Here is a 24,511-nt window from a genome sequence, read left to right as displayed (position 1 = left end):
TTTTGGGATGCATATGTAAAAATTTCTTCATGGATTCACCTTCTTTACAAATTACTATTTATCAAGTTGTTTTATATCTTTCATATCAGAATCCCCATTGCACCCTTATCTCAATTCAATCTATCACTATATTAATTATGAAGATTCTATGAGAATCCATTAAATTTCTATCAGTTTATAATCCGAACTACCAAATCCTATCTTCTTAGCATGGTCTAATGTAACTCTACCACCATCAAATATATCTGAATTCTCGTTTTTTTGTAATATATCTAGACATGCCGTATCAATTGCTACAGGATCCATGGATGCAAATATACCTACATGATCGGCGATAGGGTCAAAATGTTGTCCTACACAATCACATTGCTTTGTGACATTTATAAGGAAATTGATATAAATATGCTTTTTATTTAAACTGGCACCATATGCATATTCCGCTATTTTTTCTTTAAAGTTTGCGGCCCCCCAGTCATTTGTAATGGCACCCTGTGGACATACGGCAATACAACCTGCACAACCTACACATTTATCTTCTGATATAACTGCGTGATCCTCAATATGAATTGCATCCACATCACATTTCGTCAAACAAATTCCACAAGAAGTACATTTACTGCCATTAACTGTTGGAGTTTGTTTAGAATGCTGTGCCATTTTACCACTTCGTGATGCGAAACCCATGGCTAACTGTTTTAAAGCCCCACCAAAACCTGCCATGACATGACCCTTAAAATGTGAAGTTACTAGAATTTGGTCATAATCTTCAAATGCTTTACCTAATTTAACTTTATCAAAATATTTTTTATTGATTTCCACTTCATGTACTGCCTCGCCCATTTCACCATCGGCAATGATTATGGGAATCTGAGTAAATCCATGGTCTTTGGCCAAAGCAATATGGTTTTCCTTTGTGGTTCTTGACCCCCTATACAATACATTGGTTTCAATGTAGCTTGTCTCAATATTTCTTTCATTTAAAGCTGCAATTAAACCATTGTAGCTTCCAGAGGGTACATAGGTTTCATTACCCTTTTCCCCAAAATGCACCTTTATAGGAATTTTCTTTTCAAGAGTGATATTATCCGCTTCAATAATATGCTCAAATACTTCCCTTGCCAATTGCTTTAAGATTTCTGGATCATTGCCATTATATTTTTTATAATACACATTACTCATATAAATCCTCCTAGTTTTTTATTTTTTTATATAATTTTTGATTGTATTTTATTAGCTTTTTAGGCCACAATAAATTTGGAAATTCCCATTGTATGGTTTTTGTAAATTAAACTAATGCTTCTACATCTTTATAATAAGTGTCACATCCTTTCATTGTTTATTATATAATAAAACCCATATAATATTATAATTTTACCTTGGATTTCTTGGGTATCTATACATTGACGTCTTTATGACAATCACTTATTTGCCTTGATTCACTTCCTTGATAAATTCATCCACAGCTTCTTTACTTGTGGCCCAGGAAGTTACTAGTCTAATAGCAGATCTATTTTCATCTATCTTAGACCATATATAAAATATAAACTTTTCCCCTAGCCTTTCAATTAGTCTATTTTCTATTATAGGGAATATTTGATTCGTTGGTGAGTCTATTAGGAACTCGCAGTTAGCTTCTTTTAAACCTATAGTCAAAAGCTTTGCCATTTCATTAGCATGATTTGCAAGCTCAAAATAGAGATTATCCTCAAATAATTCTTCAAACTGGATTCCTAGAAGTCTACCCTTGGCAAGAAGTCCTCCTTTTTGTTTTATATGATACCTGAAATCTGCTTTTAAGCCTTCTTCTTTTATTACTAAAGCTTCTCCAAGGAGCGCTCCATTTTTAGTAGCACCAATAAAAAATGCATCAGTAAAATTACACATATCTGATAAATTCAAATTAGCATCCTCAACACAAAGAGCGGAGCCTAATCTCGCACCATCGGCATACAAAATAAGATTATTGTCTTTACAAAATTCACTTAGGGATTTTATTTCTTCTATAGTATATATTGTTCCTAACTCAGTTGGATTAGAAATATATACAAGCTTAGGTTTTACAAGATGCTCGTCTTCATGAAAATCTAATACTTCTTGAATTTTCTCGGATATAATTTTTCCGTCATTTGAATCTACTGTAATGACTTTATGCCCAGTATATTCAATTGCTCCCGTTTCATGGACTGCAATATGACCTGTATTGGCACATATGCAAGCTTCATGGGGTCTTAAAAATGCTCCTATTGCAATCAGATTTGTTTGAGTTCCTCCTGATATAAGGTGAACATCAATATCTTTATTACCTATTAGCTTTTTAATTTTAGATACTGCATTTCGAGTGTGCGTGTCACATCCATAACCTTCTTCTTGATACATATTCCATCTAATAAGTGCATCTAATATTTTGGGATGGGCACCTTCGCTATAGTCGTTTTTAAAGCTGTACATAGTAATCCTCCTTTATCCTAAGATTCTGCTGATTGAGCAAATTGCATAATTACCTTATATATTATGCAATTCTGCCAAGTAAGAGTTATGCAATTTCCTCGATTTTATATATTTAAAAATGTCCTAAAAATTATATTTGTTACACTATTAATCATTCCCCCGATAGGTAAAAAGTCTATATCCGTAACCCTTTCGAGAATTATAAGAATAAGTATTAACCTAGAACCAAATTTATAAAACTTATACGCTAGGCTAGGGCTCCAAATTTCTATGATATCTGTGATTATATGTGAACCATCGAGGGGAGGTATCGGAAGAAGATTAAATATAGCTAATGATATATTTACTATAATAGTATAAATAAAAATATTAGGTATAATTTCTAGAGTACCCCCAGCTAATAATCCACCCTTTAATAAAATCCTAAGTAAAATAGCACTTGTAATGGCTAAAATAAAATTAGCTAATGGGCCAGATAAAGATATAATCACATCGTCCCGTAGTGGGTGCCTTAGATTCTCCCTATTGACCATTACGGGTTTAGCCCATCCAAATCCAAATAATATAAACAAAATAAAGCCTAGGGGGTCAATATGCTTAAGTGGATTTAAGCTAAATCTTCCCATAGCTTGAGAGGTTCTGTCACCTAACAATAATGCCGCAAATGAGTGGGCGAACTCATGAAAGGTTAAGGAAACTAAAAAGATTGGTACTATAACAATAAGTTGTTCTAATGTAAAAGCCATAACGTCCTCCTTAAAAGGTTAATCATAGTAATATACACTTCTATCCATGTTAATCCAACGAAGTATAATTCCTATATAATAATTTTGATTATATCATATTTAGGAATATCTAAAAAATAAACTAGTCATTTTATCCGTTCCTCTTATTTTTTTATGTGCCTTACCCCAGATTATTTACAGTAATTACTTTAACTTAAAATTTAAATAGTCGATTGCATTATCCTCTAAAAAAGGTATTGAATAATTATATCTATCAGCAATTCTAGCATCAGACCAGCCCAATTGTTCCTTAACCTTTTCAGCAGGAGCCCCATTCTTAAGACACATTGCGGCTGCACTATGTCTCAAATCCCTTGGAGTATATATGTGTTCAAATTCAGCTTTTTTACAAGCATCAGTCAAAACTTTTCTTAGCCACCTACCACTAAGGGGATTACCAAATTTGTTCTTGAATACGAAAGAATCTTTGTTTACAGGTTCTATAGACTTTTTATATTCAGCTAAAAGCTCTGTCATATCATGGGATACTTTAACATACCTCTTTTCACTATTTTTTATTATGAATTCAAGGGCTACATTGCTGTTAATATCTTCAACAAACTGATTCCATTTTAAGGTGGTAGCTTCTTTTAGAGTTAAACCCGATGTAAAGATAAGCATTAAAGCGGTATAGTCCCTAAGATTACCAGCCTTCAATATAGAAATTAATTCATCTAGTTCAGACAAGGAGATTATTTTATCACTGGATATATTCCTAGGAGCAGAAGGCTTTTCAACTGTTTTGAAATGGTTATAGAAGGATGCTGGTATGAACCCATATATTAGCTTTACCCCTTCTATATAGTTGAAAAAGCTAAATAAATATATATATTTTTTTTCTACAGTGAAAACACTCATTTTCCCTTTTCTTGCATTTTCCTTGAGATTATTTATGTAGGAAGTGCAATCTTCATTATTTGCCAACAAGAAGTCCTTTTTTATATATTCTGTGAACCTTAGTATTTCTCTAGTATAGTCTCTACGGGTCTTCTCTAATTTTAATCTTTCTAGGGTAAAGTACTTTATAAGCTTTTCGCTATCAGATGAAATTATACTGTTATTCATGGGGTCTCTCTCCTCTCTATGTAGATATGTAATCAGATATCATGTACCTATAAATTATTATATTGGGGTAAAGATAGGTATTATATCAAGTTCTGATTTTCTCATATGTTAAGTACATGTAATTTCAAACATTTATACTTAATTATACCACTATACAGCTGTAACCCTAAACGTATATTTTTTTACATTTGCCACTTTACCTTTAATACAGTTTTTTAATGGTTTTAAAGTATAATCATGACTATTTGCAGTTCTTATGAAACTGCCTTTACCACTCCCTGTAAAAGGACTCGCAATAATTTATCCTACTTTCCATTTTTGTATAATCCTAATTTCATGAGCTATCTTACATATTTTCCATAATCCCTCTAGAAGAATTATTCTTTCATATTGCACTGTTTCTTTCTCTAATATAAAATCCCATTTTTCTATCTTCAACTAATGTTTGTTTATCATTTATAACTTCAAGTAACATATTGGCTATACTCCCTCCTGCTTTGATAAAATCATAATAAATGGTTGTTAAAGGTGGCGTATAATAGCTAGATAAATCGTCATCGTCAATGCCTACAACAGAAATGTCCTGTGGAACACGATAGCCCGCCTTATTCAAGTAACTCATCGTACCATAAGCAATTCGATCCAGTGCAGCAAAAACTGCAGTAGGCTTAATATTAGGGTTATTAATAAGATCTCTCGCCGATGAATATCCTTCAAGTAACGAAAATCCAGAACTTATGATGCCCTCATAGTTAACTGGTATATTATTTTCCTTTAATGCATCAAGATAACCTTTTTTTCTCAAAAATCCAGTAGAATAATATTCATCAGAAATGCCAATAAAAGCAATATCTTTGTGCCCTAAGTCTATCAAATACTGAACAATAGATTTTGCAGCATTATAATCATCAAATGTTAAGGCTGGTATAGATGTCCCCTGCAATTTTTCTGTTAAACTTACAATAGCAGTTTTGTAATTTTTTAAGTATTCTATTATTTCTGGAGATATGATTTGAGGTACATAAATAACACCCTCAACTTGGCGCTCTTCCATAAACTCCAAGGCTTCTACTTCACGTTTAATACTTTGTTTAGCAAATTCAGAAGTAGTAGTAAGAATTGAATACATATGTAGCCTAATCCCCCATAAATAGTCAATGAAAGTTACTGAAACCGGTATCTATAAAATATTATAGGAATTATTTTTTGTCAAGAAGTTTCATCAATTTTATGGGAATCTCTTCCTTATCAATGCTCCTTCTACCATGAACACAGGTATATGTGAATTCCATTTTAAATCTATTCCCAAATAATGATGAAAAAACTTTAAATAACACTTGACTTAGAGTACACTCTAAAATATATACTTTGATTATCAAAAACAAGGAGGACAAAATATGTTTGATTTTTAATTCTATAACTCAACTAAAATAATTTTTGAAGAATAGTAGATTCTTAAAAATACCCCCCCTATGGCTTAGACTCCTTAAATGGTCTACACTATAGGGACTCTTTATGTATGTGTTTAAGGAAATAGACATTTAAGGATTAAATGAAAGGACGATGATTTATGAAAAATAGAATTGACCTCACTCAAGGAAATATTGTTGGGGTCTTATTCAAACTTGCAATGCCAATTATGTTAACATCTTTTTTACAAATGGCTTATAATATGATGGATATGTTTTGGTTAGGTAATTATGATCCCTCTGGTCAAGCGGTATCTGCTGCTGGAACTGCAGGATTTTTTTCATGGCTTGCAATAGCATTTATTATGTTTGCTAAAATCGGGGCGGAAGTTAAGGTTGCTCAATCTATAGGAAGTAACAAGCTAGAGGATACTAAAAAATATATAAACACTTCAATTAAAATAATTTTAGTACTTAGTATATTTTATACAGTAGTAATATTAATATTTAAGGAAAACTTAATAGCCTTTTTTAATATCGAAAATCAAGCTATAAATACTATGTCCATAGAATATCTTAGAATAATAGGGTTTGGATTTATTTTCTATTTTATTAATCCAGTATTTACAGCAATATTTAACGGTTCAGGAGATAGTCTGACTCCTTTAATAATGAATTTTATAGGATTATTTTTAAATTTGATTTTGGATCCATTAATGATAAAAGGCATAGGTCCTTTTAGTGAAATGGGAGTACAAGGAGCGGCTCTAGCAACAGTTTTTTCGCAGGCTGTAGTTACTATTGCATTTATAATAACAATTAGGATTAGTACAAATGGAAAAACTTTATTCAATGGATTCAATATATTTTCAAAAATTGAAGTTCCATATATGAATGAAATACTAAAGATTGGTACACCTGTTGCTATTCAAAATGGACTTTTTACTTTCTATAGCATGTTAATAGCAAGAATAATTTCACATATAGACCCGGTGGGGATTGGTGTTCAAAAGGTAGGTTCTATGATAGAATCATTATCCTGGATGACCGCCGGAGGGTTTCAAACAGCTCTCAGCAGCTTTGTAGGTCAGAACTATGGCGCACAAAAATGGGATAGAATATATAAGGGATATTTTTCAGCTCTTTCAATTGTATCCGTATTTGGTATTGGGGTTACCTTTCTCTTAGTATTTGGAGCTGAACCAATATTTAAACTGTTTATATCAGGAGAAGAACCTTTAAAAATGGGAACTATTTACCTAAAAATATTAGGTTTATCACAGTTATTTATGTGTATAGAGATAACAACAGCAGGTGCATTCAATGGATTAGGAAAAACTAAAATCCCTTCATGGGTAAGTATACTACTTACCGGTGCAAGAGTTCCCGCTGCATATTTTCTATCTACCTTTACTGTTTTAGGAATTGAAGGAGTTTGGTGGAGTATAAGTATGAGTAGTATATTTAAGGGGCTTGTATTAGTGACGTTGTTTGTTATACTTTTGATTAAAACACCAGAAGTTGGAATCCATAAGATAAAGAAGCATTTTAAGATAAATTGAAGGCCATAACATATCCACGGTATATATTCCATAGATAAGAGGATTTTGTAGTTTTAATTTCATATTGAAAGCTAACAAATTTTCAATTGTTTAAATTATAGGAAAAAATCTATTTCCAGCAAAAACGAAATTTTTACTGGAAATAGATGAAAAAAATTTTTATTGAATTTCAATTTTTTTATGATCCCATTTTGCATTATTTTGCTAAACTATATAATCTTACATCCTTCTCTTCTATAAATTGCCCAAGGATAGGAACAATAGCCGTAAAATGGGCTGAACTATTATGCTTATCTATTGATTCCTTGTCCTTCCAAGATTCTATAAATGTTAAAGTATGAGAATCCCCAATATCTTCATATAATTCATAAGAAATACATCCCTCTTCTGCTTGGCTCTTCTTAATAAGCTCTTTTGCAGCATTAATAAATTCTTCTCTTTTTCCTTCTTTTATTTTATTTTTTGCAACTATCTTGATCATTACAATGCCTCCTTTTTTATTTATTTGAATTACTCTTAAGAGTAAGAAACAGCAAGCTTTCTACAAAGAAACCCCATCCTCGTATGTGTTGTGATTCACACTAACTTAGTAGGTGTTCTTACCAATTATTATGTACACTTTCCTTTATATATTTATCATATATAGCTTTAACTTCATTCATCTGTTTTTTGCTTAAAGCTGGTAATTCCGAAGCTTTTATATTTGATTCTACCTGTGAAGTTTTACTTGCACCCGGTATAACAACGGAAACTGCATCATGCATCAAAATCCATTTTAAAGCATAGGGTACCAAATTCTCCGTTCCAAATACTTTTTTTAACTCTTGTACCGCCTCTAGTCCTAAATCATAATCAACACCTGAGAAAGTTTCCCCTTTATCGAAATGTTCACCATTTCTATTAAATGAACGATGATCGCTTTCACCAAAAGATGTTGTTTTATTAAATTTCCCTGTTAACAAACCACTGGCTAAGGGAACCCTAACAATAATTCCAATATTTTTTTCTTTTGCTAAATCAAATAATTTTTCAGCGGGTTTTAATCTAAACATATTAAATATTATTTCGATGGCTGAAATATCATAATTCATTGCTTCAATTGCTTCTTCTACTTTTTCAACACTTACACCATAGTGTTTAATCTTCCCTACTTTTTTTAACTCATCAAGTTTAGCAAATACATCGCTTTTTTTGTATACAGTAGTAGGGGGACAATGCAATAGAATCATATCTAGATTTTCAACATCCATCCTCTGAATACTTTCTTCAACGTATTTTTCAACAGCCTCTGGAGTATACATTTCTGCAGTATGGGGATTTAACTGACGGCCACATTTCGTAACTACGAAAGGCTTTTGTATATCTTTTTTCATGAATTCCCCAATAACTTTTTCACTATTTCCATTATTATAAACATCGGCTGTATCTATAAAGTTTATACCATTTTTTTTTGCTGCACTCAAAATATTCATTGCTTCATCATGATTGAATGGTTCTCCCCATTTTGAGCCTAATTGCCATGTACCAAGTCCAATTTCACTTACTGTTACCCCTGCTTTACCTAATTTCCTATTTTTCATTTTTGCTTTCCTCCCTAATATAAAGAGTTCAATGTAAATCTTAATTTATACATATCGAAATACTCCATTTTGGGGAGAGTTTTGATATGTGTGAATTAAAGTTTTGACTGGAATCCCTATAAATTATTTTTCCTAATGATATTATGTAGATTTGACTCTATTATAATAGCTTTTTACAAAAACCTATTTCTTTAACTATAAAATCATGATAACATTTAGAGTGAACTCTAAGTCAATACTTTTTTTAATTTTATATTTTAGGGGGTAAAATAAATGGGATATACCATTGGGGAAGCTGCAAAGATATCAGGATTAACTCCTCATACACTTCGTTACTATGATAAGGCTGGATTATTACCATTTCTTGAGCGTACTGAATCTGGACTAAGAAATTTTAGAGATGGTGATATAGCGTGGTTATCTATAATTAATTGTTTGAAAAGTACTGGGATGTCTATTAAAGACATTAAGCAATACATCACATGGTGTCAAATGGGAGATAATACTATTGAAAAACGTAGGGAAGCTTTTGTTAAGCAAAAAGAAATTGTTGAAGAGCAAATGAGAGAATATCAAAAATATTTAGATACAATCAACTACAAAATTCGGTATTACGATGAGGCCTTAGAAGCCGGAACCGAAAAAATCCATGATTCAAAAAATTGCTATTCCACCTATGAAAAATCTAAATAGTAACTAATTTAAGGAAATTAACAATAGGCTACATTTTGATTATTTTTATCAACTATGTAGCCTATTGTTTTACCCTAAATATTAATTTAATATTCCCTATATAGATATTCTAATTAAACAGTTAATTTATACACATTAAAATTCCCTAGACACATCGGATATTTTGAGATATATTCCCCAGTTGAATACTCTATTTTGAGAAAGAGAATTCCTTTTAAGTGTTAAATAAGTAATTTTATATTAATTTATATATTTAAATAATAAAGTAAATAGTTTGGATATAATATTTTTATATTCAGAGTTAATTACAACTCGGAATATAGTTGTATCCTATATAGAACATATAAGTTAACTCTAATTATATTATGTAACCTTCCTATTTATTAACCTATAATTGAATATCTTGTATTTGCCCCTTTAATTCAATAATTTTATCACTTTAGAAATTGATTTCTTCATTAGCTCTCTCGGCAAATTAAGTTCAAGGTTAATTACAACCCGGTACTTACCCTAGCCTAATAGATATTTCCAATGGAATTTAACGGCCATATTCTAAACTTAGCTATGGCATATATTTTCTCTCTTTTTATGGTACCAATATATCTACTATCCTTACTATTTTCCCTATTATCACCCATTACAAAATAGCTTCCCTTGGGTATTGTATAGGGATATTTTATATCAACACCGGGATCAATATATTTGGGCTTAGCTGGCTTTGTTATAATACCTTCAACTAAATAATCTTCCTCAATTTTATTTCCATTAATATAAACATGACCATCCTTTATATCTATTACTTCCTCTGGAAGTCCCACCACTCTTTTTACAAGTTCTTTTTCTTCCCCATGGAATACCACGATTTCTCCTCTTTGTGGATTCCTATAATACATAGGTAGCTTATTTATCATAAAGTGATCATTACACTCAATTGTAGGTGCCATTGAGGGCGTTGGTACGATTATATGTGTAAACATAAAATTTGTAATTAATAAAGCAACTATCACTGATATTACTATTTCTTTAATCCATGCTATGATTTCTGTTTTTATGCTTTTTTCTTTCCTATTATTTTCATTGTTTTCACCCATTTAATCCTACTCCTTTGACTCCAATTAAGAATCCAATTTATAGTCCTTGTCTCAATATAAAAGGACATACCAATATAAATTCCATAAAAACTTCCCATTTCCTCTATTAATACTCAACAAGGTCAAATGTCTTTACCCTATATAATAAATTTTGGGGTTAAACTCTTGTGTAGTAAAAAATAAATTGTTTAATGTGGATACTTACAGAAATATTTTATAAATACTTTTTCATGACAGCCGCTGGCAATATTTTTCCCGTCCAATTCAACTCTATATTATCTATTATTTTAAAATTATTCATTTTCCAGAAATTTAATACATTATCATTATAATTAGTAACTACATCAATTCTTATGGTTTTACAGGCATTGTCTTTAGCATAACCTTCAAATCTTGAATATATCTCCTTACCATAACCCTTATTTTTAGATTCACTGTGTAGCATAAGCAAGGACAAATAGCATTCTTCTTTTAAAGTAAAATCAAGTATACCGATAATTTTTTTTGTTTTTTTATGTACTATCTTACAACTATAAAAGTCTGATTCCTTCATAGATTTTATTTCCTCTTCAAGCCACATAACATCTACATTTTGTTTTCCCATATGGGCCTCTAGAAACTCTGTATTTGAATTGTATACCTGAAGAATATTTAATATATCGTTATCTTCTACTATACTAATTTTTAGATTTTTTGTTTCTATAATCAATTCCCATCACCTATCCTTTTCTAATAGTATTTTTTCCTGGACATGGGTATATACAACCTATGCAAATAATAACCCTTTGACCTATAGGAAATTATAGATTAAAGGGTTATATTACTAAAAATATGCCATAATTATTTTAAACCTTAAGCTCAACATTCACACCTAGTATATCCTTATTTACGTCTAAAATAGGCTTAATATGTTCTTTTATGAATTCTTCTACTTGCTCAGGTGATCTACCTATAAATAGCGTTGGATCTAGTAATCCATTTATCTCATCCAACGTAAGGTTAAAAGCATCATCCTTAGCTATTCTAGATAAAAGATCATTTTCCTTACCTTCCTCTTTCACTACCCTTCCAGCAGCCATTGAGTGTACTCTTATCTTTTCATGAAGTTCTTGTCTATCTCCACCTTTTTTTACGGCCTCCATCAATATATTTTCTGTAGCCATAAAGGGTAATTCTTCCCTTAGACGTTTTTCTATAACCTTCGGATATACTACTAAATTTGAGCTTATATTTATTGCTATTTCTAATATTGAGTCTATGCATAAAAAGCATTCTGGTATAGAAAGTCTTCTATTAGCTGAATCATCTAAGGTTCTTTCAAACCATTGAGTTGCAGCAGTATTTGCTGGATTTTGTGCATTTGCAATAACATACCTTGCTAAGGAAGCAATTCTTTCACTTCTCATAGGATTTCTTTTATATGCCATAGCCGATGAACCTATTTGATTTTTACCAAAGGGCTCTTCTACTTCCTTCAGATGCTGAAGCAAACGAGTATCATTAGTCATCTTATGTAAACTTTGTGCAATTCCACTTAATACAGATAGTATCTTATAATCATATTTTCTAGCATAGGTTTGACCCGATACAGGGAAAGTTTTTTCAAAACCTAGCTTTTTAGCTACTAGTTTATCTAACTCCTTAACTTTTCCGTGGTCACCATCAAAAAGCTTTAGGTAGCTTGCTTGAGTACCTGTAGTACCCTTTACACCTCTAATCATCATTTTAGAAATAAGAGTCTCTACCTCTTCTAAATCTAGAAGTAAATCCATAAGCCAAAGTGTAGCTCTTTTTCCTACAGTGGTTAATTGAGCAGGTTGAAAATGGGTAAAACCTAGTGTAGGCATACTTCTATATTCATAAGCGAAATTAGCTAATCTATCTATGCAGTTAATTAATTTTCTTCGAACAATTTTTAGGGCATCATGCATCACAATTAGATCAGTATTGTCTCCAACAAATGCACTGGTCGCACCTAGGTGGATAATCCCCCTTGCCTTAGGGCATTGTTCACCATATGCATGAACATGGGACATAACATCATGTCTTGTTTTCTTTTCCATTTCTTTTGCAACATCATAATTAATTTGATCCTTATATTCCTTCATTTCTTCGATTTGTTCTTCACTTATTGGAAGTCCTAATTCCTTTTCTGCCTCGGCTAGGGCTATCCACAGCCTTCTCCATGTCCTAAATTTAGTGTCGGGAGAAAAGATTTTTAACATTTCTTCACTTGAATATCTAGATATTAGGGGATTTTCATATAAAGATGTCACTAGATCACTCCTTACATTTATTGTAACCCCGATTATTTATAGGAAGTCTGAAAACATGCAATTAGTTTTGTTTCTAAGTCCATTAGGAAATCCGAAGGTATACCAAGTCGATAACTCAAGGATTTGATGAATATCTTAGAGACAAAAGGAAGTAGCAGAGTTTTACATTTCATATGAATAATTTGGGTTAAATCATAAAATAATGTTCGTACTTTCCATATAGTATTATACATTATATAGCATAAAATAACAAATATAATAAATTGAAAATAAAAAAATGTAAAGGTCTTAATCATTTTCCATGAGATTTATTTTAAGTGCCAATGCTGATTATCTATAGAGGAAATTGCATAACTCTTACTTGGCTAGGTTGCATATGGGAATATCATCCTATATTTAATTGCTTAAGATATAAGCATATTTGATGGTATAGCTTTAAGGATTTTAAAACTACATGTAGTACATGGTTTTTACAGAAAGTAATTATTCAATTTCCTCTATACCTAAGATTATTATTTGTGCTAAGTATATTTTTTTATTCCTTATAAGTAGGGGAAATTGCAAGAGTAAATTGCATAACTCTTAGGTAGATGGTTTTTATAGAAAATATTTATGCAATTTACTCAATAAAGAAATGTACATATAAAAAAACCTGCTCAATATCAGCAGGTTTTAGTGGAATCGTTTCCTCTATCTGGGTTGTACAATAAGCTTGATAGCAGTTCTTTCTTCACCATCAATTTCAATGTCTGTAAAAGCCGGGATACAAATTAGATCCATACCACTAGGAGCAACGAATCCTCTAGCAATTGCAACTGCTTTTACTGCTTGATTTAGAGCCCCTGCGCCAATAGCTTGAATTTCGGCAGCTCCTCGTTCTCTAAGAACACCTGCTAACGCTCCTGCAACTGAATTTGGATTTGATTTTGCTGATACCTTTAATACCTCCATCGATTAAAGCCCCCTTTAGGAATTTTGATTAAATAGTGTTTTGATTGATTATTAACCCACAGACATATAAATAACTAATGAGTTAAATATTTTATAGTTTTCCACTTATTACTAGTATTCTACAAAAATAAAAAAAATCCTCCTAGATATTTATATAAATTAAAAACTTTCTTTAAATTTCAATTTGATTTGAATTTTTAAAATTTATATGCAAAATAAAAATAAAGAAGCTATCCTAGGATAGCTTCTTTATTTTTATTTTGCATAATCTATAGCTCTAGTTTCTCTAATAACGTTTACTTTGATTTGGCCAGGATATTCAAGCTCATTTTCAACTCTCTTACTTATTTCTCTAGCCAATAATACCATATTGTCATCAGATATATCTTCAGGCTTGACCATAATTCTGATTTCTCTACCAGCCTGAATAGCAAATGCTTTTTCTATTCCTTCATAGGAATTAGCAATATTCTCTAACTTTTCAAGACGTTTTATATAGGTCTCTAAGGTTTCTCTTCTAGCACCTGGTCTAGCTGCGGAAATTGCGTCTGCAGCAGTTACCAATACTGCTTCAATTGTTTCTGGGTCATAATCACCATGATGGGTAGACATGGCATGAATAACTTCCTTTGTTTCTCTATATCTTCGAAGTAAGTTTATACCTATCTCAACATGAGTACCTTCTACTTCATGGTCAACGGCCTTACCGATATCATGGAGTAAACCAGCACGTTTAGCAATTTTAACATCTACACCTAATTCAGCAGCCATTAAACCTGCTAAGTATGAAACTTCTATAGAATGTTGTAGAACATTTTGTCCATAACTAGTTCTATATTTTAAGCGTCCAAGTAACTTCACTAATTCAGGATGAAGATTATGAATTCCTAAATCAAATGTTGCTTTTTCGCCTTCCTCTTTAATGTGATTATTTATTTCTTTTCTTGCCTTTTCAACCATTTCCTCGATTCTAGCTGGGTGTATCCTTCCATCTATAATAAGTTTTTCAAGGGCTACCCTTGCTACTTCTCTTCTTATTGGGTCAAAGGATGATAAAATAACGGCTTCAGGAGTATCGTCAATGATTAAATCAACTCCAGTTAATGTCTCTAAAGCCCTAATATTTCTACCTTCTCGACCAATAATTCTCCCCTTCATTTCATCATTAGGTAAACTTACAACAGAAACTGTCGACTCAGCAACATAATCAGCTGCACATTTTTGAACAGCATAAGCTATAATTTCTGTAGCTGTTTTATTAGCGTCTTCTTTAGCTTTATTTACTACATCCTTAATCATCACTACTGCATCATGCTTAACTTCTTTTTCAATATCGCTAAGTAATATTTGTTTTGCTTGTTCAGTTGTAAGACCAGATATTCTCTCAAGCTCTTGAAGCTGCTTTTGATAAAGATTTTCAATCATTTCCTCTTTTTTAGTAATCTCTTTGTTTGATCTATTTAAATAATCTTCTTTCTTCTCAAGATTGTCAGACTTTCTATCAAGAGTTTCTTCTTTTTGAAGTAATCTTCTTTCCAACCTTTGAAGTTCGTTTCTTCTATCCCTATTTTCCCTTTCTTGCTCATACCTTAACTTATGAACCTCTTCTTTGGCTTCAAGGAGTATTTCTTTCTTCCTAGTATCAGCATCTTTATTTGCCTCAAAAACTATTAACTCAGCTTTTTGTTCAGCACTACCTATTATTTTTTCAGCAGTCATTTTTCTCAATATATATCCAATTCCAAAACCCGCTGGGGCTGAAATGGCAATTGATAAAACTACAGGTAAATATTCGTTAATAGACCTCACCTCCCATATTTTGTTGTTATTAACTTTTTTAATTTTATATTGTTTAAGCTAGAAATAGACATTTTCGATTATAGATAATCAACACTAAAAATATAAGTTGAATTTTAATGAAATAATGAAGGCTAATAAATTATTTGAAAACTTATTAAGTTTTAAAGTTGTTTATCTATATTTTCTTAAACATATAATTTAAAATATAAAAGCAATAATTTTAATAAAATTAGTTAGGGCAATCTTGCCCCTTAGTTTGACCTTATTTCACCTTATTAAATGATTTAAAATCAAAATATAAACAAAAACTGTCGATCCTATGACCTTACAATCTAATAAAAGGGAATGAATCATGGAAATGATACTTTACCGTGTTTCTTTTTTAATTTTATATCTTTTTCAAATTACTGTCAAGATTAATTGATTTTTCTAAAGTATAAGTAAATTCTTTCGAGATTCTATACTAAGGGTTATAATATACAATAAGAGCCCGATAAATTTATCGGACTCTTATATTTTTACTATTCTTTAGCTTTACTAGCAGCTTGTGGTTCTGGTTTTTCAATATTTTCAACGGGTAAATCATAGTGCTTTCTAACCTTATAGTTTATTTCTGAAAGCAAATCTGGATTCTCTATTAAATATTGTTTTACATTCTCACGGCCTTGTCCTAATTTATTATCATTATAACTATACCAAGAACCAGCCTTTTTAACAATTTCAGCATTTACAGCACTATCCAGCACTCCACCTTCCTTAGATATTCCTTTACCATACATTATATCGAATTCAGCTTGTCTAAATGGTGGAGCAAGCTTATTTTTAACTACTTTAACCTTAGTTCTATTTCCCATAATTTCATTGTTCTGTTTTATAATATCTACTTTTCTAACATCTAATCTAACCGATGAATAGAACTTTAATGCCCTACCCCCTGTAGTAGTTTCTGGATTTCCGAACATAATACCTACTTTTTCCCTTAACTGATTGATAAATATTGTAGAAGTTTTAGATTTATTAATAACACCAGTTAATTTTCTGAGAGCCTGTGACATGAGTCTTGCTTGTAAACCAACATGGCTATCTCCCATTTCTCCAGCAATTTCAGCCTTAGGTACGAGGGCAGCAACTGAGTCAATAACGATTACGTCAACAGCACCACTTCTTACTAAAGCCTCTACAATCTCTAAGGCTTGTTCTCCAGTATCGGGCTGGGATACTATGAGATTATCAATATCAACCCCTAAGCTCTTACAATATACTGGGTCAAGGGCATGCTCAGCATCCACAAAGGCTGCTGTCCCTCCCTTACGTTGAGCTTCAGCTATAATGTGAAGGGCAACAGTAGTTTTACCTGAAGATTCTGGTCCGTAAACTTCTATGATTCTTCCCCTAGGCACTCCGCCTATCCCCAAAGCAATATCTAATTCTATAGCCCCTGTTGATATACTTTCTATATTTAGTCTAGTTGAATCGTCACCAAGTTTCATTATAGATCCCTTACCAAATTGTCTTTCAATCTGACCTAAAACAGCATCTAAAGCCTTATTTTTTTCGCTCATATCATCCCCAGACACAACACCAATAACCCCTTTTTATAATAAGAACAAAAGTAGTTATTGATGGAGATTCAAATAAAACCTTTAATCTATACATATTCCTATCCCATTAATAATCATGATGTATAAATAAAGCCTTTTTAATTGAACTCCATATATCTGGTCTTCACCTACCTTTCTTCTTCGCGAACAAACGTTCTATATACTAATTATACATAACTTTATTTAGTAGGTCAACTATAGTTATGAATTTTTATTTTGAATTTTATCTTTATTTATGGTTTTTCTAATTAAGTCTAGTGCTGCCAATGCAGTATAATTCCTAATTCTATTTCTATCCCCATTTAAATTAAGCTTTTTTACAAAGGTATTACCATCAGTAGCTACACCAATATATACTAAACCAACTGGTTTTTCAGTAGTTCCCCCCGTTGGCCCTGCAATCCCAGTTATTGATACGCAAATATCACTTTTTGTTATATTCTTTAGTCCATTAGCCATAGCAGCTGCAGTCTCTTCACTTACCGCCCCATGCTTTTCTAGAATATCCTCATCCACATTTAATTCCTGGATTTTTGCATTATTGCTATAGGTTACTATTCCTCTATCCAGTACCCTTGAAATACCCGATATAGAGGTAAGCTTTGCAGCTAATAATCCACCTGTACATGATTCAGCGAAGGAAATAGTTATATCATTACTTATAAGCATATTAGCAACAACTTCTTCTAAGCTCTCATCATCATAGCTATATATTTTTCGTCCTAATCTATTTTCAACTTCATCGATAACAGGTTTCAAAAATAAATCATTTTCTTCCTCTGTTACTCCCCTAGAGGTTATACGTAGGGATAATTCTCCATCCTTAGCATATGTAGCAAGTGTTGGGTTAGTCTGATTAGTTATTAAATCTTCTAATGCAGTTTCAAGACTAGATTCACCTATTCCAAAAAATTTAATCATTTTAGATTTTATCTTGAATTTAGACCTATCAAGTAAATAGGGCTTGACGGAATTAAAAAATAATCCCTTCATTTCTCTAGGTGGTCCTGGCAGTGAAATCACAATCTTTTTATCTGCTTCCACAATAAAACCAGGGGCTGTACCCTTATTATTCTCTAATATTATACTGTGCTTTGGTACATATGCTTGCTTTTTATTATTACTAGTCATTTGTCTATTAAGTTTATCAAAAAAATCTTTTATTTTATTATAGGTTGGTTCATGAAACACCAGTTCTCTTCCTAATGATTTTGAAATAATTTCTTTTGTCAGATCATCTTGAGTAGGGCCAAGGCCTCCAGTGGTTATAATGATATCTGAAAACTCAAGGGCGTCCTTAAATATCTTTTCAAGTCTATTAGGATTATCACCAACGGTAAGATGATATAGCACATTTATACCTAGCTCATTCATCTCCTTTGATAAAAATGCCGCATTAGTATTTACTATTTGCCCCATTAAAAGCTCTGTACCAACAGTTAGTATTGTACAATTCAACTGATTTTCTCCCCTTTTTGTAAATAATATCGAATTTAAATTAATTTAGAACTTTGAACTTACCACTTAGAACAAAAAAGCGTCTAGTGACGCTTTTTTATCTACATAAGTACCTTTTTATTTTTATTGATATAATCATAGCCAGAAATTAGCGTAAGTATTACAGCAACCCATATAGCTATAGTGTCAAAGGGAACATTGAATAGACTAAAGGGGTAATTATCAAAAAGTAATACTAAAATAGCAACTATTTGAGACACGGTTTTAGCTTTTCCCCAGGGACTGGCAGCGATTACTATTCCCTCTGAAGCGGCTACAGCCCTAAAGACACTAACAATTATCTCTCTAGATATAATAATAACCACAACCCAAGCTGGAAGCCTGTCCATCTGAACTAGAGAAACCAAAGCGGCAGTTACTAAAAGCTTATCTGCTAAGGGATCCATAAATTTGCCAAGCTTTGTTACTTGATTTCTACTCCTTGCTATATATCCGTCTAGGCTATCAGTTAGTGCAGCTATTATGAATATTATTGTTGCTATAGCTACACCGTATGGAATTTTGGTAAGAAGAAAAAACATAAAAACAGGAACTAATAATATTCTAGCAATTGTAATCTTATTAGCTAAGTTCATCAACAACCTCCCCTATTAAATCATATTCAAGAGCATCAATAATTTTTGCTCTTACAAACTCACCAATATCAAGCTCTGAATCTGAGCTTATATAAACTACCCCATCTATCTCTGGAGCATCAAACTCAGTTCTTCCAACATAAACATTTTCATTTTCTACCTTTTCTTCTATTAGTATATCATATATTTTACCTGTTTTATCCATGTTTTTCTTTAAAGAAATATCTCTTTGAAGTAGCATAATCTTGTCTCTTCTATCCTCTTTGACATCCTCAAGTATTTGATTAGGTAATCTAGCAGCCGCAGTATCCTCTTCCCTTGAATAGGTAAAAACACCAAGTCTATCAAATTTAACTTTTTCAACAAAATCATATAATTCTAAGAATTGTTCATCGGTTTCACCTGGAAAACCGGCTATTAGTGATGTCCTTATAGCTATATCAGGTATTTTCTTTCTTAGTTTATCTATCACATTGATAATATTCTCTTTAGTTGTTGTTCGATTCATCTTTTTTAATATTTCATTATTACAGTGCTGAATTGGAATATCGAGATATTTGCATATTTTCTCACTTTTAGCAATCACATCAATGAGTTCATCGCTGATTATGTCAGGATAAGCGTATTGAAGTCTTATCCACTCAAATCCATTGATCTTATTTAATTCTTCAAGTAGCTTTACTAATTGATAGCTTCCATATAGGTCAAAACCATATCTCGTTATATCTTGGGCAATGACTATCAATTCCTTAACCCCATCCCTAGCTAGCTTTTTTGCTTCATCGATTATTTTTTCTAAAGGACGACTTCTATACTTTCCTCTCAACTTAGGTATTATACAGTAGGTACAATAGTTATCACAGCCCTCTGCAATTTTTAAATATGCAGTATAGGAAGGAGATGTTAAGATTCTAGGTAAATCATAGGGTACATCCTTATCGATACTTGCAGTTGATACTACTCTTTTCCCAGTACCTAATATCCTATTTATAATTTCTGCAATCTCATCAAAGTTTGTAGTTCCCAAAAAAGCATCCACTTCTGGAATCTCTTCAGATAATTCCTTAGAATATCTTTGTGTTAAACATCCAGTAACTATTAGAACCTTGCAAGCTCCAGTGGCCTTAAGCTGTCCAAACTCAATTATTGTATCAATGGATTCTTTCTTGGCACTCTCTATAAACCCACATGTATTGATGATAATTATCTCTGCATTTGTATTATCAGGGGTTAAATCAAATCCATGTTTGCTTAATATGCCTAACATGATTTCTGAATCAACTTGATTCTTGGAACATCCTAGAGTTTCTAAATATACTTTTTCATTCACTAGTTTAATTTCTCCCTTCAGTAATTTTTGCATTTATAAAAGCTTCAATAGCATTGGTAGCGTCATGAATCTTTTCATAATTTATAATTAAGTCAGTGTTATTGATTCGTTCAATAGAATATCTATATAAGGGATCATAATAATCCTTTATAAGGAACTCTATAACATATTCATAATCACCTAGGTTGATCTTATCAATAAGTATTTCAACATTCTCATTTCCCAACCTTTTATTTAGGTGTTTGATACATTTTATTAGCTTATGATTTATATCCCTGTCTTGTTTTACATAATCATTATAAATATTTTGTATTCGGTTTTCCATACTCGTTTTTATTAATATATGATATCCTTCTACCATGGACTTAATAACCTGATCCGGAACATTTATACTCCCTATTCTTTTACTCTCACTTTCAACAATAACATATTTTTTATCGTTATAGTATAGATCGTTAAATATAAAAGAGTCAAATTGCTTTTGTGATGGAGACTTTCCTTCAAATAGGATATCTCCAAATACAGACCCAGAGTTTTTGGCGAGCTTTTCTAGATTCATAATAGAAATATTGTTTTTTTCTAATTCATCTATAATAATAGTTTTGCCAACACCAGTTAAGCCATGTAGCACAATAAACTTAAATTCATGTACATGCTTTTCAAAGTAATCTAAGACAAATTTTCTATAGGATTTATATCCGCCGGCAAGCCTATATATATTACCTGCTTGTAATGTTTTTAAAATGGTGCAAACCGATTTGCTTCTCATACCTCCACGCCAACAATATATTATGACATTATGATATTGCTTTTTAAGCTTTGAGATCTGGCTATATATTCCTTCAAGCTTGTGGGAAGCATAACGCAAACCTAAAATTTTTGCTTTTTCATGACTTTCATTTCTATATATTTTCCCAACTTCACTACGTTCCTCATTGTTCAAAATAGGTATATTAATTGATCCTGGAATATGGGCTTCTTCAAATTCATCTTCAGAACGTACATCTACAAAAATGGTATTAGTTAAATTAAGTGCTTCTTCAATACTAATTGCATTCTCTATCATATCCTCTTTCACCACAATTCTATATTCTTTTATAGTAGTACCACTATATCTAGCTCCTCTATTACAATCAAGAAACTAGATATTTTCAAAAATTTATTATAGATAAACAACATTAAGACTTAAAATATATTAAACCTTGAGGTTGTTTATCTTTAGCTAAATTATTGCCACAAAATCATTATGCCAATCAACAGTAAAAGCGCCCTAGGCGCTTCAGGCTACCTAAAAACCCGAATTTCTTCGTTGTTGCTTCAAACAACAACCCTTACGTATGTCTATATACGCTGGGGCCTCTCGCTCTCAGCACGCCTCGAACTCCAGGTTTTTAGGCAGCCTGCCATCTTGTTGACCTTGTCAACAATCTGAAACGCCCTAGGCGCTTTATTAACTCGTCTGGCTTTTTATTTCTTCAAATTCTTCTTTTGAAATAAGTACACGTCTTGGCTTACTCCCAAGGCTCTCACTAACTATTCCCCTACTTTCCATTTCATCTATTATCCTTGCAGCCCTATTATAACCTATCCTAAACTTTCTTTGAAGCATGGAAATAGATGCTTGCTCTGCCCCAACTACTAATTCTATAGCATTTGAAAGCAGCTCGTCAACCTCTTCCTCCGTAGAATTTTGAGTATTACTAATTTTTTCTATTATATCTTCTTCGTAATTTATATTATCCACCTGATTTTTAATAAATTCAACTACTTTATTTACCTCAGAGTCCGAAACAAATGCCCCCTGCATTCTCCTTGGCTTTGATGAACCTACAGGATAAAATAGCATGTCGCCTTTTCCCAACAGCTTTTCTGCACCACCCATATCTAGGATAGTCCTAGAATCTGCACTGGAAGAAACTGCAAAGGCAATACGAGAAGGAATATTTGCCTTTATAACTCCAGTAATGACGTCTACAGAAGGTCTTTGCGTGGCCACTATCAAATGTATCCCCGCCGCCCTTGCCATTTGGGCAAGCCTACATATAGCATCCTCAACCTGACCTGGAGCTACCATCATTAGGTCAGCCAGCTCATCGATTATGACCACAAGCTTCGGTAATTTTTCTTCCTTTGAATCCTTAAACTTTTGATTATAGCCATCTAAGTCCCTTACACTATTTTGTGCAAAGAGCTTGTACCTATTTGTCATCTCTTGAACAACCCAGTTTAAGGCAGATGCAGCCTTTTTAGGGTCCGTTACAACGGGAAGTAACAAATGAGGTATTCCATTATAACAGCTCAGCTCAACTACTTTAGGATCAATGAGTAAAAACTTTACTTCGTCGGGAGATGCTTTATATAGTATACTTGTTATCAAGCTATTTACACAAACACTTTTTCCTGAACCCGTAGCCCCTGCAATCAGCATATGAGGCATTTTACCTAGATCATCTACAATGGGATGCCCAGAGATATCCTTACCTAAAACAAAGGATAACTTAGACTCCTTATCAATAAATTTATTACTTTCAATTACTTCCCTTAATGTAACAAGGGTTGAGCTTTCATTAGGCACTTCAATACCAACAGCTGATTTTCCAGGTATAGGAGCTTCTATTCTGATATTTTGAGCTGCAAGATTTAAAGCTATATCATCGGATAGATTTACTATTTTACTCACTTTAACACCGGGTTTAGGCTGTAATTCATAGCGGGTTATTGTTGGGCCCTTGCTTATCTGTATAACCTTTGCTTCAACACCAAAGTTTAGTAAAGTACTTTCTAAAACCTTTGCTTTACTTAAAATCTCTTTCTTATCTTTAACAGTACTAGTATTCTCATTAGGATTTAGTAAGTCGGTATTAGGTAGTTCATAGTTCTCAAGACTGTTTTGCTCACTAATACTTATATCAGATACCTCTTCACCTTCACCTAAATCCTTATATTTAAGCTTTTTCCCATTTGAAGTGCTTGTACTATCCTTAGGTATATCTACTACCTTTTTAATTCCACTATTAGTATAGTCTAGTATCTTTATTTTTTCGTCAACTACTTCGTTATTAATCTCAGGGTTAGGCCCATTATCAACCTTTCCTTTAGATTTTTTGGAAGCCTTAGTTTTATTTACTTTACTATCAACCACCTTAGCCTTAGGTGAAAACAAACTACTTATAGAAGAACCTATGAAAGCAAATAACCCTTTTATTGATTTAATAATAAATGCCCCTATATGTAGTAAAGATAGATCAGTGGTTAGTAATATAGCTAATAGAGCTATTGTATATGCTATTATATAGCTTCCTTTGACACCAAATAGGAATAATAGAATAGATGTTATGATATTACCTATAACACCTCCAGCTATACCACCTTCAACCCCTAGGTTAAAGGACGTCTTTATGGCAAAGTAGCTTGGAATATCACTAGGTATATATTCCCTTTGAGTCAAAGAATATGTAATTATAAAGAATAGATATAGACTGATAAAGCTAAACATAAACTTGGATTTCTTTTCATCAAACTTTTTACTTAGTGCAAAAAAACTAGTAACAATAATTAAATAAGGCAAAATATAAGCGGGTGTAGATAAAAATCCCATAAATAGCGTTTTAATAAAAACTCCTAATTTCCCTACAGAATTAGTATGCAAACTAAAAATACATATTATACCAAAAGAAACTTGAAGCAAAGCCTTTATTTCCTTATTTTTGTCGATTCTTTCATCTTGTTTTTTCTTACTTCTTGTCCTTTTTTTTGTCAAAGCAATCACCTCTTTATTCAATGGAAACAAAATCACCTCAAAAAAATAAAGTGTCAAAATAATTAAC

20 protein-coding genes are annotated in these 24,511 nt (G+C 32.1%); 2 read left to right on the top strand and 18 right to left on the bottom strand.

The genetic code is table 11. The features are described 5' to 3' along the window. Window positions 1-159 precede the first annotated feature (159 nt). The 5 genes from N4A68_07410 to N4A68_07390 all read right to left on the bottom strand — a co-directional run bounded on the left by N4A68_07410 (window position 160) and on the right by N4A68_07390 (window position 5,427). On the bottom strand, window positions 160-1,179 hold the full coding sequence (locus N4A68_07410) for a DUF362 domain-containing protein (protein MCT4564135.1): 1,020 nt from the start codon (window positions 1,177-1,179) through the stop codon (window positions 160-162). Window positions 1,180-1,422: 243 nt separating this feature from the next. Beyond that, window positions 1,423-2,448 (bottom strand): aminotransferase class I/II-fold pyridoxal phosphate-dependent enzyme, encoded by a 1,026-nt coding sequence (locus N4A68_07405; GenBank protein ID MCT4564134.1) that lies wholly within the window; start codon window positions 2,446-2,448, stop codon window positions 1,423-1,425. A 104-nt stretch (window positions 2,449-2,552) separates the two neighbouring features. After that, on the bottom strand, window positions 2,553-3,194 hold the full coding sequence (locus N4A68_07400) for a site-2 protease family protein (protein ID MCT4564133.1): 642 nt from the start codon (window positions 3,192-3,194) through the stop codon (window positions 2,553-2,555). Between the two features lie 183 nt (window positions 3,195-3,377). Then, window positions 3,378-4,298, bottom strand: a complete 921-nt coding sequence (locus N4A68_07395) for a site-specific integrase (protein ID MCT4564132.1) — start codon at window positions 4,296-4,298, stop codon at window positions 3,378-3,380. 385 nt (window positions 4,299-4,683) lie between these two features. After that, the gene (locus tag N4A68_07390) at window positions 4,684-5,427 is read right to left on the bottom strand and encodes a trehalose repressor (GenBank protein MCT4564131.1); all 744 of its coding nucleotides are present in this window, start codon (window positions 5,425-5,427) and stop codon (window positions 4,684-4,686) included. Window positions 5,428-5,868: 441 nt separating this feature from the next. Here N4A68_07390 and N4A68_07385 point away from each other — a divergent pair, with 441 nt between their 5' ends. Beyond that, window positions 5,869-7,269, top strand: a complete 1,401-nt coding sequence (locus N4A68_07385) for an MATE family efflux transporter (GenBank protein ID MCT4564130.1) — start codon at window positions 5,869-5,871, stop codon at window positions 7,267-7,269. Window positions 7,270-7,465: 196 nt separating this feature from the next. Here the strand turns inward: N4A68_07385 and N4A68_07380 are convergent, their stop codons facing one another. Then, window positions 7,466-7,750 carry an antibiotic biosynthesis monooxygenase gene (locus tag N4A68_07380; GenBank protein ID MCT4564129.1) on the bottom strand — a complete coding sequence of 95 codons (285 nt, stop codon included), beginning with the start codon at window positions 7,748-7,750 and terminating at the stop codon, window positions 7,466-7,468. 118 nt (window positions 7,751-7,868) lie between these two features. Beyond that, window positions 7,869-8,849, bottom strand: coding sequence for an aldo/keto reductase (locus N4A68_07375; GenBank protein MCT4564128.1), 981 nt, complete (start codon window positions 8,847-8,849; stop codon window positions 7,869-7,871). Between the two features lie 273 nt (window positions 8,850-9,122). Here N4A68_07375 and N4A68_07370 point away from each other — a divergent pair, with 273 nt between their 5' ends. Further along, window positions 9,123-9,542, top strand: coding sequence for a MerR family transcriptional regulator (locus N4A68_07370; protein MCT4564127.1), 420 nt, complete (start codon window positions 9,123-9,125; stop codon window positions 9,540-9,542). A 515-nt stretch (window positions 9,543-10,057) separates the two neighbouring features. Here N4A68_07370 and lepB read toward each other — a convergent pair. From lepB to N4A68_07315, 11 genes are all read right to left on the bottom strand, one after another. Beyond that, window positions 10,058-10,633: a signal peptidase I gene (lepB, locus tag N4A68_07365; protein ID MCT4564126.1), complete on the bottom strand. Its 576-nt coding sequence runs from the start codon at window positions 10,631-10,633 to the stop codon at window positions 10,058-10,060. A 214-nt stretch (window positions 10,634-10,847) separates the two neighbouring features. Next, entirely contained in the window at window positions 10,848-11,342 is a 495-nt protein-coding gene (locus tag N4A68_07360; GenBank protein MCT4564125.1) for a GNAT family N-acetyltransferase, read from the bottom strand. Window positions 11,343-11,478: 136 nt separating this feature from the next. Continuing rightward, a complete protein-coding gene (purB, locus tag N4A68_07355; GenBank protein MCT4564124.1) occupies window positions 11,479-12,909 on the bottom strand; it encodes an adenylosuccinate lyase in 1,431 nt (476 codons plus the stop codon). A 690-nt stretch (window positions 12,910-13,599) separates the two neighbouring features. Next, window positions 13,600-13,860 carry a stage V sporulation protein SpoVS gene (gene spoVS / locus N4A68_07350; protein ID MCT4564123.1) on the bottom strand — a complete coding sequence of 87 codons (261 nt, stop codon included), beginning with the start codon at window positions 13,858-13,860 and terminating at the stop codon, window positions 13,600-13,602. A 255-nt stretch (window positions 13,861-14,115) separates the two neighbouring features. Further along, window positions 14,116-15,630 carry a ribonuclease Y gene (rny, locus tag N4A68_07345; GenBank protein MCT4564122.1) on the bottom strand — a complete coding sequence of 505 codons (1,515 nt, stop codon included), beginning with the start codon at window positions 15,628-15,630 and terminating at the stop codon, window positions 14,116-14,118. 551 nt (window positions 15,631-16,181) lie between these two features. Then, window positions 16,182-17,222 (bottom strand): recombinase RecA, encoded by a 1,041-nt coding sequence (recA, locus tag N4A68_07340; protein ID MCT4564121.1) that lies wholly within the window; start codon window positions 17,220-17,222, stop codon window positions 16,182-16,184. A gap of 240 nt (window positions 17,223-17,462) precedes the next feature. After that, window positions 17,463-18,719, bottom strand: a complete 1,257-nt coding sequence (locus tag N4A68_07335; GenBank protein MCT4564120.1) for a competence/damage-inducible protein A — start codon at window positions 18,717-18,719, stop codon at window positions 17,463-17,465. Between the two features lie 101 nt (window positions 18,720-18,820). Continuing rightward, window positions 18,821-19,354: a CDP-diacylglycerol--glycerol-3-phosphate 3-phosphatidyltransferase gene (gene pgsA / locus N4A68_07330; GenBank protein MCT4564119.1), complete on the bottom strand. Its 534-nt coding sequence runs from the start codon at window positions 19,352-19,354 to the stop codon at window positions 18,821-18,823. Continuing rightward, window positions 19,341-20,684, bottom strand: a complete 1,344-nt coding sequence (gene rimO, locus N4A68_07325; protein MCT4564118.1) for a 30S ribosomal protein S12 methylthiotransferase RimO — start codon at window positions 20,682-20,684, stop codon at window positions 19,341-19,343. Before rimO ends, pgsA begins: the two co-directional genes overlap by 14 nt. A 4-nt stretch (window positions 20,685-20,688) precedes the next feature. Continuing rightward, entirely contained in the window at window positions 20,689-21,750 is a 1,062-nt protein-coding gene (mnmH, locus tag N4A68_07320; GenBank protein ID MCT4564117.1) for a tRNA 2-selenouridine(34) synthase MnmH, read from the bottom strand. A gap of 384 nt (window positions 21,751-22,134) precedes the next feature. Then, a complete protein-coding gene (locus N4A68_07315; protein MCT4564116.1) occupies window positions 22,135-24,444 on the bottom strand; it encodes a DNA translocase FtsK in 2,310 nt (769 codons plus the stop codon). Window positions 24,445-24,511 lie beyond the last annotated feature (67 nt).

The organism is Maledivibacter sp. (assembly GCA_025210375.1).
Taxonomy (GTDB): Bacteria; Bacillota; Clostridia; order Peptostreptococcales; family Caminicellaceae; genus JAOASB01.
The sequence above is the reverse complement of the archived record's forward strand: the minus strand, read 5'-3'. Positions and strand labels throughout refer to the sequence as shown.